Source organism: Aliivibrio logei (assembly GCF_001691055.1).
GTDB lineage: Bacteria > Pseudomonadota > Gammaproteobacteria > Enterobacterales > Vibrionaceae > Aliivibrio > Aliivibrio salmonicida.
The window spans coordinates 50084-65373 of record NZ_MAJU01000004.1; the positions used below are offsets into that span (position 1 = coordinate 50084).

Genomic DNA, 15290 nt, shown 5'->3' on the forward strand with positions numbered 1-15290 from the left:
AATAATAAAATTAACATTAGAATGATATTATTTTCATTGCATTCACATTAGATTTCCGTACTCTATGCCGCTTATCGATTAGTTTATTGAGTTGTAAATAGAATGAATACCGCTATTTTATGGGCTTTTATCCCAACCTTCTTTTTTGTTTCTGTTACCCCAGGAATGTGCATGACATTAGCACTTAGCTTAGGCATGAGTATCGGCTATAAACGCACATTATGGATGATGATGGGTGAACTAGTAGGCGTAGCCGTTGTTGCTGTCGCTGCCGTCTTAGGTGTTGCTGCAATTATGCTCAACTACCCTTGGTTATTTACTATTTTTAAAGCCATTGGAGCCACCTATCTTGCTTATATTGGCATTCAAATGTGGCGTTCTAGAGGCAAGTTAGCCATGACAGGCGAACAAGCTGAAGCACCAAAAGGAAAAGATTGGGATTTAGTCGTACAAGGTTTTGTTACTGCCATTGCAAACCCTAAAGGTTGGGCTTTTATGGTGTCATTACTGCCTCCTTTTATTGATGGAAGCAATGCCATTGCCCCTCAGTTAATTGCGTTAGTCTCTATCATCTTAATTTGTGAATTTTTATGCATGACTCTGTATGCGGTAGGAGGCAAAGGCCTTAAGCGTGTTTTAGGTCATTCAAATAACGTAAAAATCATGAACCGTATTTCAGGCACATTAATGATAGGTGTCGCTATTTGGTTATTCATGGGCTAATCCCGACAGCCTATAAACAGTATAAAAAAGCGACTTATATAGTCGCTTTTTTATACCTTCAACTCTATTTCTAAGCAATTCAATTCTATACATTTAATTAGCAATTAAGTTTCATTTTTAAAACAAACGTTCTATGATGAATTATCGCTTTTATTAATTATAGAGGGTCACAATGAAACCAATTAAAATAACCTTATACCGTTGGGGTGGTAGCTGGGGACCCTTTAAAGTGAATATCCCCTGTGGAGAATGCACTCTCACCAAAGACATTCTTCAAGATACCTTTGATTCAGAGCTTTCCGGCATTCCAATAGAATTAGAAGTTAAAGATTGGCTGACTTATTGGTGGGAGCCTTTAAAACTCAAGGCATGGCATGCTCCCATTATTATTGTTGAAAACACAGTGATAAGTGAAGGTGAGGCCTTGAATCGAGGAGTGCTAGTACAAGCAGTAATCGCTCAAGTAGCACAACGAGATGAAATAAAAGGTAATGTGGTTTATGGTAAAGCAACCTGCCCTTTTTGTATAAAAGCAAAAGCCGCATTAGATGAAAAAGGAGTCGACTATATTTATCATGATGTCGTTAAAGACAGCGCAGCACTTTATAGAATGATCCCTGAAGTGAAAGCAATTATAGGTCAAAAAACGCCAGTCACCGTTCCTCAAATATGGCTTGATGGGAAATATATTGGTGGATTTGATAACTTAACTTTGCATTTAAATAAGTAACTGTCTTAAATATAAAACTCATAATTAAATGTGAGTTTTATATTAATAACTAAATCCAGAACACATTAGATTCATGAATAATATTAACGATACATGAAATAAATCATATCAAAATAATTCATTATCAAAGTTAATGCTATAATAAGGAGAGATAGATTCTAGGTATGCATTAAAGATATCCTGCATCATTTATAATATCAATGGTGTACATTTGATGCTTCCATAAATTATAATAGCGACTCAAATTACAGGGCATTTATTATTTATGATATTTCTACAAATGCTAACTTCTCTATTACTGATAGTTAGTTGGTCAACTTTAGCAGCAAATACCGTATCACTTACTAAAGAAGAACAAGAATATCTAAATTCTCATCCCACACTGACGGTCTATAGTGACGAACACTTTCCTCCTTACAGCTTTCTTGAAGACGGTGTTTTAAAAGGCTATAGCCCTGATTATATGCAATTAATAGCCGCACAACTCAATGTTGAGATTATCTATGTGAAGCACACATCATGGGCGCAATCATTAACGTTACTTAAAAATAATGAGATTGATGTCATCGCGAACATTCGAAAAACAGAAAGTAGGAAGAAATATTTAAATTTCAGTCATAATCCAGTTTTCACGATGACAAATGCCTTATTATCAAAAAAAACAAATTCACCTTTATATTTTAATAATATGGATCTAGGCACATTTGATGATTATCTTACGGATAAAGTCGTTTCTGTCGTAGAACAATACGCCTACCAAGATATTTTATCTCATCATTATCCAGATTCTGATGTATTACTCTCTTCCAATACCCTTGAATCTATCGAACAAGTATTAAATGGAAATGCAGATGCCGCGATAGGACCGCTTGCTGTTTTTAATTACTACCTTTCAAAATATTATTTCACCTCATTGAATACTAAAGATATTAATGACCAAGCGCACTTTACTGATACTTATAATTACCTTGCAACGAATAAGAATAATATTCTCCTAAAAAACATACTTGATAAAGCAATCGAGAGTATTTCTTTGGATGATATACATAATTTGAATAATGCATGGTTAATAAAAAAACCCATTGCATTTAAAGATGGTTTACTGCCCTTATCTGATGCAGAGTTAGAGTACTTAAACACAAAATCACAATTCAACTATTGCCTTCCTAATGATCTCATGCCATTTAGTGGCGTTAATAATGGCAAACCCATCGGAATGTCAACGTCTTTAATCTCATTAATTCAAGAGAAATTAAATATTCCATTTCAATTTATCCCAACAAAAGATTGGAACGAGAGTCTACAAAAAATCAACAATAGAGTGTGTGATTTAATCCTCCCTATAGATATGACCAACGCAACACTGAGTACATTAGATTATACAAAAACAGTCTATAAAAGTGACATTGTTATCGCGACGAAAACTGACGCTCGCTTCATTACCAACTTTAACCACCTAAGAGATGTAAGCATTGGTATTATTAGGGGTTACTCTCAATCGAATATGACGCCTCTATTTCACCCTTCTGTAAAAATTGAGTTTGTAGATGATTTAGAAGAAGGCTTAACGAAAGTCAATAGTGGTGAGTTATTTGGTTTCATTGATTCTGTTGAAATATTAAGTTATGCAATACAACGTCATTACCCCTCTTTAATGATCAGTGGCAAAGTAGAAAACACCTGGGATCTTAGGATAGGAACTCGTAATGATGAACCTTTATTAAAAAGCATTATTGAAAAAACAATACATTCTATTCCTCCAGAAGAAACCAACACACTCATTAATAATTGGCTGTCAGTAAAATACACAAGTCCATTTGATGTGAAATTATTTAAAGTTTTACTTGGTGTTATCGTCGCGATCATTGGTGCATTATTGTATAGACAAAAACTACTAAAAAAATACAACACTAAGTTGATTCAACTGTCCACTTACGACAGCTTAACCTCTCTCTATAACCGACGTGTAATAGATACACATTTAGTTAAGCAGCAAAAATTATCGCTTCGCACCGATATGCCACTCAGCGTTATCATGTGTGACATCGATTATTTTAAAAAGATTAATGATACTTTTGGACATATTGCAGGTGATGAAGTGATCGTTAATATGTCAGCACTCTTACTAAATAACATAAGAACCTCTGACATTGTCGGTCGATGGGGGGGAGAAGAATTCATCATCATTTGCCCTAATACTCACTCATCAGGAGCAAAGGTATTAGCGGAATGTTTACGGAAGAAAATAGAAAAGATGCCTGCAACAAATGAGCAAACAATAACAATGAGCTTTGGGATAGCTCAATTTAATGAAAACCTGAGTTATGAAGAACTATTAATTAAAGCTGATGCGGCTTTATACGCAGCGAAAGAACAAGGTAGAAATAAAGTAGTCATTGGGTAGCGTTAGTTCTTCATCACTTCCGCTAACATATCCAGTTCTTCTTGAGTCAAAAGCTCGGCTTTTTTTGTGTAACTTTGAGCCGACTTTTCTTTCAATTTTTTACTGATCGCATGTTGAAGATTGCGTAACTGATATACCGTCAGTTCATTCAATTCAATTTTAAGAGTATCTGCTTTAATCATAACAAGTCTCGATCATATCCATTCACACATTGATTGAACCAATAATAGTTCTCTTTTTCTTACGCTTTGTCAGACAAATGTAAAAGCTAAAAGTTTCAAAAATCAGTTATACTGTTCGTATCGCTGTTGATTGGAGAAAACAAATGCGCATTCAGGTAGATACCCACACTCACACTTATGCTAGTGGCCATGCTTACAGTACAATCAGTGAGAATGCTTTTTCAGCATCCACACTTGGTTTACCTATGTTTTGTACTACAGATCACGCCTCTTCAATGCCTGGCGCGCCACATTATTGGTTTTTCAGTAATCAGCGCGTATTACCTCGTTTTCTTCATGGCGTCGCTATTCTTAGGGGCTGCGAAGTCAACATTTGTAATCTAGAAGGAGATATAGATATTCCCCTTTCGGTTGACCAAAACCTAGACTGGATCATTGCAAGTTTCCACGAGCCAGTTTTTCCCCCTAAAAATAAGTTAGTACACACCCAAGCATTAATCAAGATTATCTCATCAGGTCGTGTAGATGCATTAGGCCATTTAGGCAATCCAAATTTTGATTTTGATTTTAAAGAAGTAATTCAAGAGGCAGTTAAACATAACGTTGCCATTGAAATAAACAATACCTCACTGAAAGGAACTAGCCGAGTAGGTAGTGTTGACCGTTGCTATGAAATCGCTAAGGTAGCGAAAGAATTAGGCGCGTATATTACGACAGGAAGTGATGCGCATTTTTGTCAAGACATTGGGAAATTTGAAAAAGTAGAACAATTAATTGATGCCTTAGATTTCCCCTTCGATAAAATTATTACTCATTCACCGAAACAGTTTTTAGCTTTTTTAGCATTACGTGGACATGCTCCAATTGCTGAATTCGAAGCACTATCAAAATAATGCTTTCTTTTAGAAATGAACATGGAAGATTGAGTTAATCTTCCATCTCTTATCTCTTATCTCTTATCTCTTATCTCTTATCTTACGATATACAGCTAGTGCCACATCACCAACACTGCCGCCATTGCAATTAATAATAACGCGATAATATCTTTACGTTTGATTTTTTCGTTTAACCAAAACAATGAAATTAGCATAGTAAAAAACACCTCAACTTGTCCGAGGGTCTTCACTAATGGGACGGTTTGAAGTGACATCGCACTAAACCACCCTAAAGAACCGATAAAACTTGCGATACTGGTCATCACAACCAATCTAGGTTTAACAAACATGGCCTTGAGCGTTTGGCGGTCATTAAAAAGCATATAGCCTACAAGTAAGATGGTTTGCAATAAAATGACTAACAGTAAAATCCAAGCGGCTCGGTGAGGAAATGGTAAGTTAAGCGTTAGGCTTGCTTCTCTAATCCATAATGAAGTTAACGCGAAAGACGTACTGCACCCTAGGCCAATCATTGCAGTTTTCAACGAGATACTTTTAATACCATCAGGACAACTCAATATAAAGACGGCAACCCCACCAATAACAACCCCTGCCCAACCGAGCAGTGATAATGACGTTCCAAAAAATAAAACCCCAAGAAAAGCCGCTACAGGAGCTTCACTTTTAGCAAGCCCAGCACCAATAGCAAAATTCTTTTGTTTAAATAAAACAACCATCAAAGCCGTCGCGATGATCTGCATAAGAGAGGCACCAACAATAAACAAATAAGAATATTCAGTAAAAGTCGGCCATGGCACAGGATCGACCCAATAAAGCAAAGCCAAATAAATAAAAGCCAATGGACTTGCCCATAAAAAACGTGACAATGTAACTCCGGTCACATTTAGCTCTTTGCTTAAACGACTTTGAAACGCATTTCGCCATGATTGACTGAACGCAGCCAATAACGTAAAAAATATCCAGTTCACAATAATCCTTCTGGCCTATATCGTCTTAGTTTCAATAATACAAGCGTCATAACTCATGAACGAGATAATTGAACCCGTTCTCTTGTTAAGCTGTAATCGGCCCCAGACATTCGTGCTATCGCATCTAATTTATCACTGTCAATCTTGCCATCATAAACCGCTTCATCCGCAACATGCACAGCAATAACATCACCTAAAATTAAATGCCCTGATAAAACATCATCACCAAGATCAACAATTTGGTTTAATCGGCATTCAAAACTCACAATCGCATTAGCAACCCGTGGAGGAATAACAAAATCTGATTGTGCCTTTTTAATCCCAGCATACTCAAATTCATCAACATCATGGGCTAAACCATGACAGGTTTTATTCATAACCTCTAAATGTGTAGCACTGACCGTATTAATGACAAACTCACCCTGTTCTCGAATGTTTCTCAACGTATCTTTAGCTTGCGCATCTTGGTTATACATAGGATTGAAACAAAGAATTGGGGGGTTGGCGCTCGCCACAGTAAAGAAAGAGAACGGCGCTAAATTCACCTCTCCTGACGATGAAATGCTTGAAACCCAAGCAATTGGCCGAGGTAAGATCCCTCCGATTAACAACTTATAATTTTCTTGTGGTGTTAACTTAGCCGTTTCAAAGCGCATCAGACATCCTTATCGTCCTTAATTATCAACATTACTCTAACCTAAATCACCTCATTTGAGAAAAAATACATGACGATAAATATAATAGAGCTGCACAACTAAAATCGATTCTGTCGTATAAATAGTCTACTTATAAATTAAGCCACCAAGTGGTTAATAATTAATTGAGAGATACACCACAAATACTCACTATTTCATTCTTTTAAATTGTAAATATATAGATTATAAAATACATTCTTTTCTTTAAAAAACAACAGAGTAAAATGCGATGACAGGCTTTAAAGAATACAAAGTAATTCATTTAACAGAAGGCGGTTGTGGCACTGTATTTCTTGGTGCTAGTGGGGTTCCAATTCAGAAAATGGAAGCCGAATTAAATAAACAGGCACAAGATGGTTGGCAATTAGCATTTCAAATAGTAGAACAAAAGCGATTTCTTCTATTTTGGAAACGTGAAGCCGTTATTATTACATTAGGTCGTTAATGTTCGCACAATTATCAATCCTATTGATCCGCTCTTATCAACATAAAGGTGGTTCAAAAAAACTATTAAGCCTGGAATGTAATTTTGAACCAACTTGCTCTGAATACACAAAGCAATGCATTCAAAAATACGGGGCCTTTAAGGGCTGGAAACTAGGATTACAAAGAATAAAACGTTGTAATCAACCTGATTTGGTTGAAATTATTTATGATGAGGTTCCATAATGGGTTTTCTTGGTAATTTAAATGACTTAGAAGAAAAGGAAGAGCGACTTAGAAAACAAGTAGCTGCTCTCCCGACTGATGAACGCAAAGCATTTTATAAAGAACAAAGTGAAAAACTAAAAGATCCTGACACTTATGCCACTCTTAATTATTTATTTTTAGGTGGTTTTCATCATCTATATTTAGAGAAGTATTTATGGTTCTTTGGTGAATTATTAGCGTTAATTTTAAGCCTATTTTTGATTTTTTCAGGTGAAGATTTCGGGTTCTGTATATTAATTGCCATTGCCATTATTGAACTTCCACAGCTTTTCTTTTCACAAAAAATTGCGAGAGAACATAACTACCAACTTTCTTGTCACATTGTAGAAAAAATCAAGAACAAACTATTTATCTAGGGCATTTTCATGCCCTACTTTATCATTGATCTATAATCAGATGGCGTATACGTTGTTTTGCTTTTAAACACACGATAAAAATAATTCACGTCCTGAAAACCACAACGTGTCGCCACTTCAGTTAAACGAAAAGTGTATTTCTTTAGCATAAATTTGGCACGTTCTATCCTTACCCACGTAATATAATCAGCTAACGTCATGTGCCCCTGCTGTCTAAACATACGAGATAAGTGGTTTGGAGAAATATTAAAGCGATTCGCAATACTGCTTCTATCTATGCTTTTATGGAAATTCTCTTGAATATAAATACATATTCCTTGGTATAGATCTTCACTGCGGTTTTTCGGTGACTTTGTCTCTGAAGGTTCACCAAGCATTGTCATGCTATAACTAAGTAATGCCAATAATAAATGTTCGTCTATTGGTTTTTTATTCGGTTCACGAGCTAACGCGTTCAGTGCTTCTAAAATATTATCAATAGCATGACCTGTTCGCGTCGGAATACTGTATTTTTGCACATCATAAAAACCACTTTCCCCTTTGCGTTTACTCACTAGGCTAAACCCAACTTGTCGGCGTCCAAATAACAAACTTAATACTGAACAGTCTTCATCCCAATTCGGTTTATTCCAACAGTTTGGCGGAATATATAACGCATCACCCGCCATGACTTTAACTTCACGTATCCCAACCTCTGAATCTTCTATTTGATTCAAATACTCGCCATTAATTACTAACTCTAAACGAGGAAAATTCACTTGGTAACTGCATTGTGGAGGCGTGATCTTATCTCCTGCAAACCAAATTTGATTGAAACTTTCTCTTTCTGATAAAAGCGCTTCTAATACCGTACTAAACACTAAAGTCATAGTTTCTTCTTACTTGAACCAAGGTCACGTTAGTCCACTAAAACGACCTAAGAATACAATTTCCCTGATGAAAACGCCCGCAAGAAACAAGCAATAAATGCCACTAACTATCTATTAAATAAATACTTTTTTGACTAGTGCATTATAGAGTTTTCGATTTATAAAAATCAGAGCTTAATCACACTTGAAGAGTGAGGATACAATAATCCAGTAAATGCATTTCTCGCACACTTACGAATTTTTCTCATCAGAATCACACTATTCCCACTGCAATAATTTATAGAAAAAATGGGGAATGATTCATGATCACAGACTTAATCAATGAACAATTAATTTGTTTAAATTTACACGCAAAAACCAAAGACGATGTATTTTCTGAAATGGCTGCGATACTTCATCAGCAAGGTCGAATTAACGATATCGACCAGTTTTTATCTGATATTTACGCCCGTGAAGAACTAGGAAATACAGGCTTTGAAGAAGGCGTTGCTCTTCCTCATGCAAAAAGTTCAGCTGTAATTAAACCTGCCGTAATGATTGGTGTAAGCCAAGACGGTGTTGAATACGGAGCAGAAGATGGGCAGCCATCTCGCTTATTTTTTATGATCGCCTCTCCTAAAAATGGGGCAGATCATCATATTGAAGTTCTTGCTGAACTCTCTTCAAAACTGATTGAAGAAGGGTTTATCGAAAAATTTCTTAATGCGACCTCCTCTAAATTAGCGCTTGAATTATTGCTACAAAAAGCAGAAACCATTGATGCAATAGAACCTAAAAATGGATTTTTAATTGGAGTCACAGGCTGCCCTGCCGGTATTGCTCATACCTATTTGGCGTGCGAAGCCCTTGAAAAAGGCGCAGCAGAATTAGGATATAAGATAAAAGTAGAAACCAACGGGTCTATTGGAGTAAGAAATAGCCCAACAGCAGAAGAAATAGAACAAGCCGATGCCATTATTGTTGCTTGTGATAAACAAGTAGACCTCACTCGTTTTGCAGGAAAAAAACTGATTCAAACCAGTGTTAAGGCTCCGATCAAAGACGCAAAAGGACTGATCACTCAGTCTCTAACTCAACCACCTTTTGATACTGACAGTGTAAATACACCAACAGATGCCAAAGACAAAACCTCTCAAGCACGTTCAGATTTATACCGTTACCTAATGAACGGCGTATCTCACATGATCCCATTTGTGGTTACGGGCGGTTTGTTAATCGCATTAGCATTAGCGCTTGGTGGTCAACCTACTGAGAGTGGTATGGCTATTCCTCCCGGTAGTTTGTGGAATAAAGTATTAGATGTTGGTGTTGTTGCTTTCACCTTAATGATCCCCGTTCTTGCCGGTTACATTGCTTATGCGATTGCAGATCGCCCAGCACTAACTCCAGGTCTTATTGGTGGTTGGATTGCAAACAACGGTTCTTTTTATGGTGCAGATGCTGGTACTGGCTTTATTGGTGCCATCATTGCCGGTCTTCTTGTTGGTTACTTCGTTAAATTTATCGTGAGCTTTAACTACCATAAATTTATCCAACCCCTTGTTCCTATCATGATTGCCCCTATTGCCGGTTCATTGTTCATTTCTGGCTTATTCATTTTTGTTATTGGTGCACCAATAGCAAGTTTAATGGATGGATTAACCGCACTACTAACAAGCATGAGCTCTGGTAACGTGATTTTATTAGGCATCGTACTGGGTGGAATGACGGGCTTTGATATGGGTGGCCCATTCAATAAAGTCGCCTTCTTATTCTCTGTTGGCATGATTGCAAGTGGTCAAACTCAATTCATGGGCGCCATGGCATGTGCTATTCCTGTCGCACCACTTGGCATGTCGTTAGCTACCATCATTGGTCGTAAATTCAATATCTTTGAAGAATCAGAAATTGAAGCAGGCAAAGCAGCTGGTGCAATGGGTTTAGTTGGTATTTCTGAAGGTGCAATTCCATTTGCAGCTCAAGATCCTATCTCTGTGATCCCAGCGAATATCCTTGGCTCGATGACAGCCGCAGTAATGGCTTTCTCATTTGGTATCACAAACAGTGTTGCTCATGGTGGTCCCGTTGTTGCCCTACTTGGCGCGATAAATAAACCATTACTTGCACTGGCTTGTATGGCTGGCGGCGCAGTTGTAACTGCACTTGTTTGCGTATCCATTAAAAAGATGCGTCAAGCGAAAGCCCTGTCTCTAGCGGCAATTTAATTCTTAATCTTAATTTTTTGTCCCAATCACTTATTAATTTTGTGATTGGGACTTTCTGATGATTTGTGAGCATTATATGAACAATCAAACTCAACCTTTCTTTTTTCCAATGAACAATGTAATTCAAGATTATGCGTGGGGAAGCAGCACTTCAATTGAAAGTCTGTTTGGTATTGAAAACCCAAGCCATAAACCACAAGCTGAATTGTGGATGGGCGCCCACCCAAATGGCTGCTCTAGTGCGACATTTAATGACGAATCTATTTTATTATCTGATTTAATTAATCAAGACAAAGCGTCTTTCCTCTCTTCAGTAACAGCAGAAACGTTTGGTGAATTACCTTATCTTTTCAAGGTATTAGCGGCAGAAAAAGCGTTATCGATCCAAGTTCATCCAAATAAACAACAAGCCGTGGATGGCTATAATAAAGAAGAACAAGCGGGTATCCCTTTGACTGCGTTTAATCGTAATTACAAAGATAATAACCACAAACCAGAGCTTGTTTACGCCTTAACCGATTATCAAGCAATGAATGGATTTAGAGATTTTAACGAGTCCATTTCATTATTTAAAAGCATGAACTTAAAAAGTATTACTCATTTTGTTTCCGCATTTGAAGAACAACCTAATTCAATGGGATTAAACGTATTTTTCAAGAACATTCTTTCATTATCAGACGACAAGAAAGAAACGGCAATTAATGAATTAATGGCATATGCCAAAGTACAGTGTGATTCCCCTCTTTTCGCATTGCTTATTGATTTAGAAATTCAATATCCAAATGACATCGGTTTATTTACACCTCTAATGTTAAATGTTATCACGCTAAAACCAGGACAAGCGATGTACTTACACGCTTGTACTCCTCACGCTTACATTAAAGGGACCGGTCTTGAAATCATGGCTAATTCAGACAATGTATTGCGTGCGGGATTAACTCCAAAATACATGGACATAGATGAACTAATGGCCTGTACTTTATTTAATGTCACCCCATTTGATTCTTTATTGATGACTCCAGAGGTGATTGCTGGTGGTGTAAATTACCCAATTCCGGTAGACGATTTTAACTTCTCTGTTTTAGAAATGGTAAACGCATTACCGTTAAATACCACAAGTGCCGAAGTGTTATTTGCTATCAACAGTGATATGACGGTAACCCATATTTCAGGGCAAACGGTTATAGTGAAGAAAGGTCATTCTGTATTTATCCCAGCGTATACTGGCCAATACATTCTTACCTCTTCAGGAAAAGTGGCAAGAGCTTACAACTAGATAATAAAAAAATGGACTCAAAGATAATCTTAGAGTCCGTTTCTCATCACATAATAATTGAACATTATTCCAAAACTCTACCCATACCATACAACAACATGGCTTGAAGGCCAACAGGTTGCCTTGTTGCGATTAATCGCAGGCAAAACTCCGCAGATAACATACTTCGGGTTAATTGAGTGGCGGTGATCACCATCTCTCGTGTTGGTGGGCTCGGTAAAACTAAACCGACAATTAAATTCACATCCCCCATTTTAGATGCCCAATCCGTTGCGTAATCTGATCGAATTACCGCGATAGTTGGTTTTTTCACTAAAGGCGTAATGACATGAGGTAAGGCAATTTGACGAGCAATCGTCGTTGATGACTTCTCTTCACGCTTAATAAAAGCCAGTAATAACTCATCAGTTTTTTCTGGGCAAATTAATTGAGACACTCCTTTTAGCATCTCAAATTTTGATAATTGCGTTTGAGCTTTTACGTAATGGAAGTCAACATCACAGATCGGCTTTAGTTGTGGGTATTGGGTTACGATAGAATCAGAGAAATGACACAACCGGTCTGAAGCAACAAAATTGAACGTAGAAGATAATAAATCGGTTAACACAAAATTCGCGAGTTCCGCATCAATCCCTACCGTAATTAATTGGCAAAAATCCCCTTTCTGTAAACCTACTTTCAGTAAACCTAAAGAATAAGAAATATCTGCACAACGGGCTCGTGTAATATTATCGATATAAACAATGCATTTAAACTTCTTTGCTAATTGAGTCAGTTGGGCACTAATTTGTGGTCCAAGCATGCTCTCTTTAACAAAAAAGGTAATCCGATGATCAATAGTAGGTGAATCAATCATGAAATGTATTTTTTCAACACACTATCAACATCAGTCAAAATCAGTTCAATACTGTGCTGCTGTGTTTTAATACCAACGAATCGACTGCTGTTTTCTATATCAATGTCTGAAGCGATTAACACAAGATCCGCTTGTACAATATCAACCGGTGTTAGCGCATTTTCAATTCCCATCGCGCCTTGAGTTTCAACTTTAATTGATACTCCATATCTCACCGCGGCCTTTTTTAATACATCAGCTGCCATATAGGTGTGTGCGATCCCTGTAGGACACGCTGTAACTGCCACAATTTTCATGTTTGCTCTTAAATAGACTGTTTTGATAGGGGAACAATATACCATTAGTTAATTAAAAAACCGGATTAATATCAATGAATAACGATTAAAATCACACTTTACGATTGATGGTACAATAATCCAGTAAATGGCTTTTTTATCCTATTCTTTAAAATCGACTAACCCCTTACATTAGTACTACGTTAATATATTACCGTTAGGTAATGGAGTCGTTATGGATATCACATCTCTGATAAATACCAAGGTCATTTGTTTAGACCTAAAAGCGACATCTAAAGATGGCATTCTTAAAGAAATGGTCCAGATTTTAGATGATGCAGGCAAACTATCTGATAAAAAACAATTTTTATTAGATGTTTGGGCGCGTGAAGACATTGGTAATACAGGATTTGAAGATGGTATCGCGATTCCTCATGCGAAAAGTTCTGCGGTTTCGACTCCATCAGTTGCCGTTGGTATTAGTCGTAATGGCATTGATTATGGTGCAGAAGATGGTGAACAATCAGACATCTTTTTCATGCTTGCTTCACCAGATGGCGACGATACTCACCACATCGAAGTATTGGCACAAATATCCAGTCGTTTAATCGAAGATGGCTTTACAAACAAACTTAAAGCCGTCGCGACACCAGAAGAGGCATTGGCCTTATTCACAGACAATATTCAGTTAGAGTCAGAATACAGTTCATCTCCTGCCCCAACACCAAAAATAGAAAAAAGTGAATTTAAACGAAATCTTGGTCGTACAAAAGAACACTTGTTATTTGGTACGTCTCACATGATCCCCTTTATTGTTGCTGGCGGTGTTTTACTTTCTCTTTCGGTCATGATTTCAGGACACGGCGCGGTACCCACTGAAGGTGTATTGGCTGACATTGCTCAAATGGGCATTGCAGGGTTAACGTTATTCACAGCTGTTCTTGGCGGTTATATTGCTTACTCAATTGCAGATAAACCGGGACTCGCTCCGGGTATGATTGGTTCTTGGATTGCAGTTCAACAATACAACACCGGTTTTTTAGGCGCTATCGTCGTTGGTTTCTTTGCCGGCTTTGTCGTTCTTAATCTAAAAAAAATAAAGCTACCTGACAGCATGACCTCATTGGGGTCCATTTTTATCTATCCTCTTGTCGGTACTTTTATTACCTGCGCCGCTGTAATGTGGTTGATTGGTGCACCGATTGCAAATGCCATGACCTCTATGAATGAGTGGCTAGCAAGCATGGCAGGTTCTGGGAAAGTACTTTTAGGTGCAATTTTAGGTGGTATGACAGCCTTTGATATGGGTGGCCCAATCAACAAAGTCGCAACATTGTTTGCTCAAACTCAGGTAAATACACAACCTTGGCTAATGGGTGGCGTTGGTATCGCAATTTGTACTCCACCATTAGGCATGGCATTAGCCACATTACTGTCCCCTAAGAAATTCAAACGAGAAGAACGTGAAGCTGGAAAAGCCGCGGGTATTATGGGCATGATCGGCATTACTGAAGGGGCGATTCCATTTGCAGCCGCAGATCCTGCTCGTGTTATCCCTGCGATTGTCGCAGGGGGTATTGTCGGTAACATCACTGGTTTCTTATTTAACGTACTCAACCATGCCCCTTGGGGTGGGTGGATAGTGCTTCCTGTCGTTGATGGTAAGTTTGGTTATGTCGTTGGCACATTAATGGGCGCATTAACCACCGCAGTTATTGTTATTTTACTAAAGAAAACAGCAATCGAAGATGATGAATCTGACGTAAAAAACACAGTGTTTGAATCCATAAAGAATGAAGGTGAAGCCGATATTTTAGCTATCACGGCATGCCCATCGGGTGTTGCTCATACTTTCTTAGCCGCAAAAAGCTTAGAAAAAGCAGCGCATCGCCTAGGGCTTAAAATCAAAGTAGAAACACAAGGCGCAGATGGGATTAATAATAGAATCACCCCATTAGATGTGAAGAACGCAAAGTTAGTTATTTTTGCACATGATGTGGCAATCAAAGAGCCCCAACGTTTTGCAGGAATGCGAACGATTGATATTGGAACAAAAGAAGCAATGCACAATGGTGAACTATTATTAAAAGCGAATATGACGAGTACCAACCGATTATTCAGAAAATCAACGGTATAAACCACCAT

At 37.6% G+C, this 15290-nt stretch carries 16 protein-coding genes; 10 read left to right on the forward strand and 6 right to left on the reverse strand.

Annotated elements, in window-relative coordinates:
* The first annotated feature begins 102 nt into the window (after nt 1–102).
* The 3 genes from A6E04_RS00700 to A6E04_RS00710 all read left to right on the forward strand — a co-directional run bounded on the left by A6E04_RS00700 (nt 103) and on the right by A6E04_RS00710 (nt 3857).
* Nucleotides 103–723, forward strand: coding sequence for a LysE family translocator (locus A6E04_RS00700; protein WP_017021423.1), 621 nt, complete (start codon nt 103–105; stop codon nt 721–723).
* A gap of 172 nt (nt 724–895) precedes the next feature.
* Nucleotides 896–1453, forward strand: a complete 558-nt coding sequence (locus A6E04_RS00705) for a glutaredoxin domain-containing protein (protein WP_017021422.1) — start codon at nt 896–898, stop codon at nt 1451–1453.
* Between the two features lie 265 nt (nt 1454–1718).
* A complete protein-coding gene (locus A6E04_RS00710) occupies nt 1719–3857 on the forward strand; it encodes a transporter substrate-binding domain-containing diguanylate cyclase (RefSeq protein ID WP_065609378.1) in 2139 nt (712 codons plus the stop codon).
* A gap of 2 nt (nt 3858–3859) precedes the next feature.
* On the opposite strand, the gene A6E04_RS00715 is transcribed toward A6E04_RS00710, so the two are convergent.
* Nucleotides 3860–4039: a hypothetical protein gene (locus A6E04_RS00715; protein ID WP_017021420.1), complete on the reverse strand. Its 180-nt coding sequence runs from the start codon at nt 4037–4039 to the stop codon at nt 3860–3862.
* A 143-nt stretch (nt 4040–4182) separates the two neighbouring features.
* On the opposite strand from A6E04_RS00715, the gene A6E04_RS00720 reads away from it, so the two are divergent.
* Nucleotides 4183–4932 (forward strand): phosphatase, encoded by a 750-nt coding sequence (locus A6E04_RS00720; protein ID WP_065609380.1) that lies wholly within the window; start codon nt 4183–4185, stop codon nt 4930–4932.
* Nucleotides 4933–5027: 95 nt separating this feature from the next.
* Here A6E04_RS00720 and A6E04_RS00725 read toward each other — a convergent pair whose 3' ends face one another.
* Together A6E04_RS00725 and A6E04_RS00730 are read right to left on the reverse strand one after the other, a co-directional pair.
* Entirely contained in the window at nt 5028–5903 is an 876-nt protein-coding gene (locus A6E04_RS00725; protein WP_017021418.1) for a DMT family transporter, read from the reverse strand.
* 53 nt (nt 5904–5956) lie between these two features.
* A complete protein-coding gene (locus tag A6E04_RS00730) occupies nt 5957–6559 on the reverse strand; it encodes a flavin reductase family protein (RefSeq protein WP_017021417.1) in 603 nt (200 codons plus the stop codon).
* Nucleotides 6560–6827: 268 nt separating this feature from the next.
* On the opposite strand from A6E04_RS00730, the gene A6E04_RS00735 reads away from it, so the two are divergent.
* The 3 genes from A6E04_RS00735 to A6E04_RS00745 are packed head-to-tail and all read left to right on the forward strand — an operon-like array spanning nt 6828 to nt 7665.
* Nucleotides 6828–7043, forward strand: a complete 216-nt coding sequence (locus tag A6E04_RS00735; protein WP_012552159.1) for a DUF4177 domain-containing protein — start codon at nt 6828–6830, stop codon at nt 7041–7043.
* Nucleotides 7043–7267: a membrane protein insertion efficiency factor YidD gene (gene yidD / locus A6E04_RS00740; protein WP_017021416.1), complete on the forward strand. Its 225-nt coding sequence runs from the start codon at nt 7043–7045 to the stop codon at nt 7265–7267. The genes A6E04_RS00735 and yidD overlap by 1 nt, the downstream gene beginning before the upstream one ends.
* Complete coding sequence (locus tag A6E04_RS00745; protein ID WP_017021415.1) at nt 7267–7665, forward strand: membrane protein; 399 nt, start codon at nt 7267–7269, stop codon at nt 7663–7665. The genes yidD and A6E04_RS00745 overlap by 1 nt, the downstream gene beginning before the upstream one ends.
* 14 nt (nt 7666–7679) lie before the next feature.
* Here A6E04_RS00745 and A6E04_RS00750 read toward each other — a convergent pair whose 3' ends face one another.
* Nucleotides 7680–8534: a helix-turn-helix transcriptional regulator gene (locus tag A6E04_RS00750; RefSeq protein ID WP_017021414.1), complete on the reverse strand. Its 855-nt coding sequence runs from the start codon at nt 8532–8534 to the stop codon at nt 7680–7682.
* Between the two features lie 302 nt (nt 8535–8836).
* Between A6E04_RS00750 and A6E04_RS00755 the strand changes: the two genes are divergently transcribed.
* Together A6E04_RS00755 and manA are read left to right on the forward strand one after the other, a co-directional pair.
* Nucleotides 8837–10738, forward strand: coding sequence for a PTS fructose transporter subunit IIABC (locus A6E04_RS00755; RefSeq protein WP_065609382.1), 1902 nt, complete (start codon nt 8837–8839; stop codon nt 10736–10738).
* 76 nt (nt 10739–10814) lie between these two features.
* Nucleotides 10815–12014, forward strand: a complete 1200-nt coding sequence (gene manA, locus A6E04_RS00760; RefSeq protein WP_026025401.1) for a mannose-6-phosphate isomerase, class I — start codon at nt 10815–10817, stop codon at nt 12012–12014.
* Between the two features lie 64 nt (nt 12015–12078).
* On the opposite strand, the gene A6E04_RS00765 is transcribed toward manA, so the two are convergent.
* Nucleotides 12079–12816, reverse strand: a complete 738-nt coding sequence (locus tag A6E04_RS00765) for a PTS sugar transporter subunit IIA (protein ID WP_241802863.1) — start codon at nt 12814–12816, stop codon at nt 12079–12081.
* Between the two features lie 50 nt (nt 12817–12866).
* Nucleotides 12867–13166 carry a PTS fructose transporter subunit IIB gene (locus tag A6E04_RS00770; RefSeq protein ID WP_026025399.1) on the reverse strand — a complete coding sequence of 100 codons (300 nt, stop codon included), beginning with the start codon at nt 13164–13166 and terminating at the stop codon, nt 12867–12869.
* A gap of 214 nt (nt 13167–13380) precedes the next feature.
* Here A6E04_RS00770 and A6E04_RS00775 point away from each other — a divergent pair, with 214 nt between their 5' ends.
* Nucleotides 13381–15282, forward strand: a complete 1902-nt coding sequence (locus tag A6E04_RS00775; RefSeq protein ID WP_026025398.1) for a PTS fructose transporter subunit EIIC — start codon at nt 13381–13383, stop codon at nt 15280–15282.
* The last annotated feature ends 8 nt before the right edge of the window (nt 15283–15290 follow it).

Bases quoted from the DNA above. Each gene is read 5' to 3' on its own strand.
- A6E04_RS00775 (WP_026025398.1), top strand. From the start codon at position 13,381: ATGGATATCACATCTCTGATAAATACCAAGGTCATTTGTTTAGACCTA.
- A6E04_RS00710 (WP_065609378.1), top strand. From the start codon at position 1,719: ATGATATTTCTACAAATGCTAACTTCTCTATTACTGATAGTTAGTTGG.
- A6E04_RS00745 (WP_017021415.1), top strand. From the start codon at position 7,267: ATGGGTTTTCTTGGTAATTTAAATGACTTAGAAGAAAAGGAAGAGCGA.
- manA (WP_026025401.1), top strand. From the start codon at position 10,815: ATGAACAATCAAACTCAACCTTTCTTTTTTCCAATGAACAATGTAATT.
- A6E04_RS00750 (WP_017021414.1), bottom strand. From the start codon at position 8,534: ATGACTTTAGTGTTTAGTACGGTATTAGAAGCGCTTTTATCAGAAAGA.
- A6E04_RS00735 (WP_012552159.1), top strand. From the start codon at position 6,828: ATGACAGGCTTTAAAGAATACAAAGTAATTCATTTAACAGAAGGCGGT.
- A6E04_RS00700 (WP_017021423.1), top strand. From the start codon at position 103: ATGAATACCGCTATTTTATGGGCTTTTATCCCAACCTTCTTTTTTGTT.
- A6E04_RS00770 (WP_026025399.1), bottom strand. From the start codon at position 13,166: ATGAAAATTGTGGCAGTTACAGCGTGTCCTACAGGGATCGCACACACC.
- yidD (WP_017021416.1), top strand. From the start codon at position 7,043: ATGTTCGCACAATTATCAATCCTATTGATCCGCTCTTATCAACATAAA.
- A6E04_RS00730 (WP_017021417.1), bottom strand. From the start codon at position 6,559: ATGCGCTTTGAAACGGCTAAGTTAACACCACAAGAAAATTATAAGTTG.
- A6E04_RS00755 (WP_065609382.1), top strand. From the start codon at position 8,837: ATGATCACAGACTTAATCAATGAACAATTAATTTGTTTAAATTTACAC.
- A6E04_RS00720 (WP_065609380.1), top strand. From the start codon at position 4,183: ATGCGCATTCAGGTAGATACCCACACTCACACTTATGCTAGTGGCCAT.
- A6E04_RS00715 (WP_017021420.1), bottom strand. From the start codon at position 4,039: ATGATTAAAGCAGATACTCTTAAAATTGAATTGAATGAACTGACGGTA.
- A6E04_RS00765 (WP_241802863.1), bottom strand. From the start codon at position 12,816: ATGCTTGGACCACAAATTAGTGCCCAACTGACTCAATTAGCAAAGAAG.
- A6E04_RS00705 (WP_017021422.1), top strand. From the start codon at position 896: ATGAAACCAATTAAAATAACCTTATACCGTTGGGGTGGTAGCTGGGGA.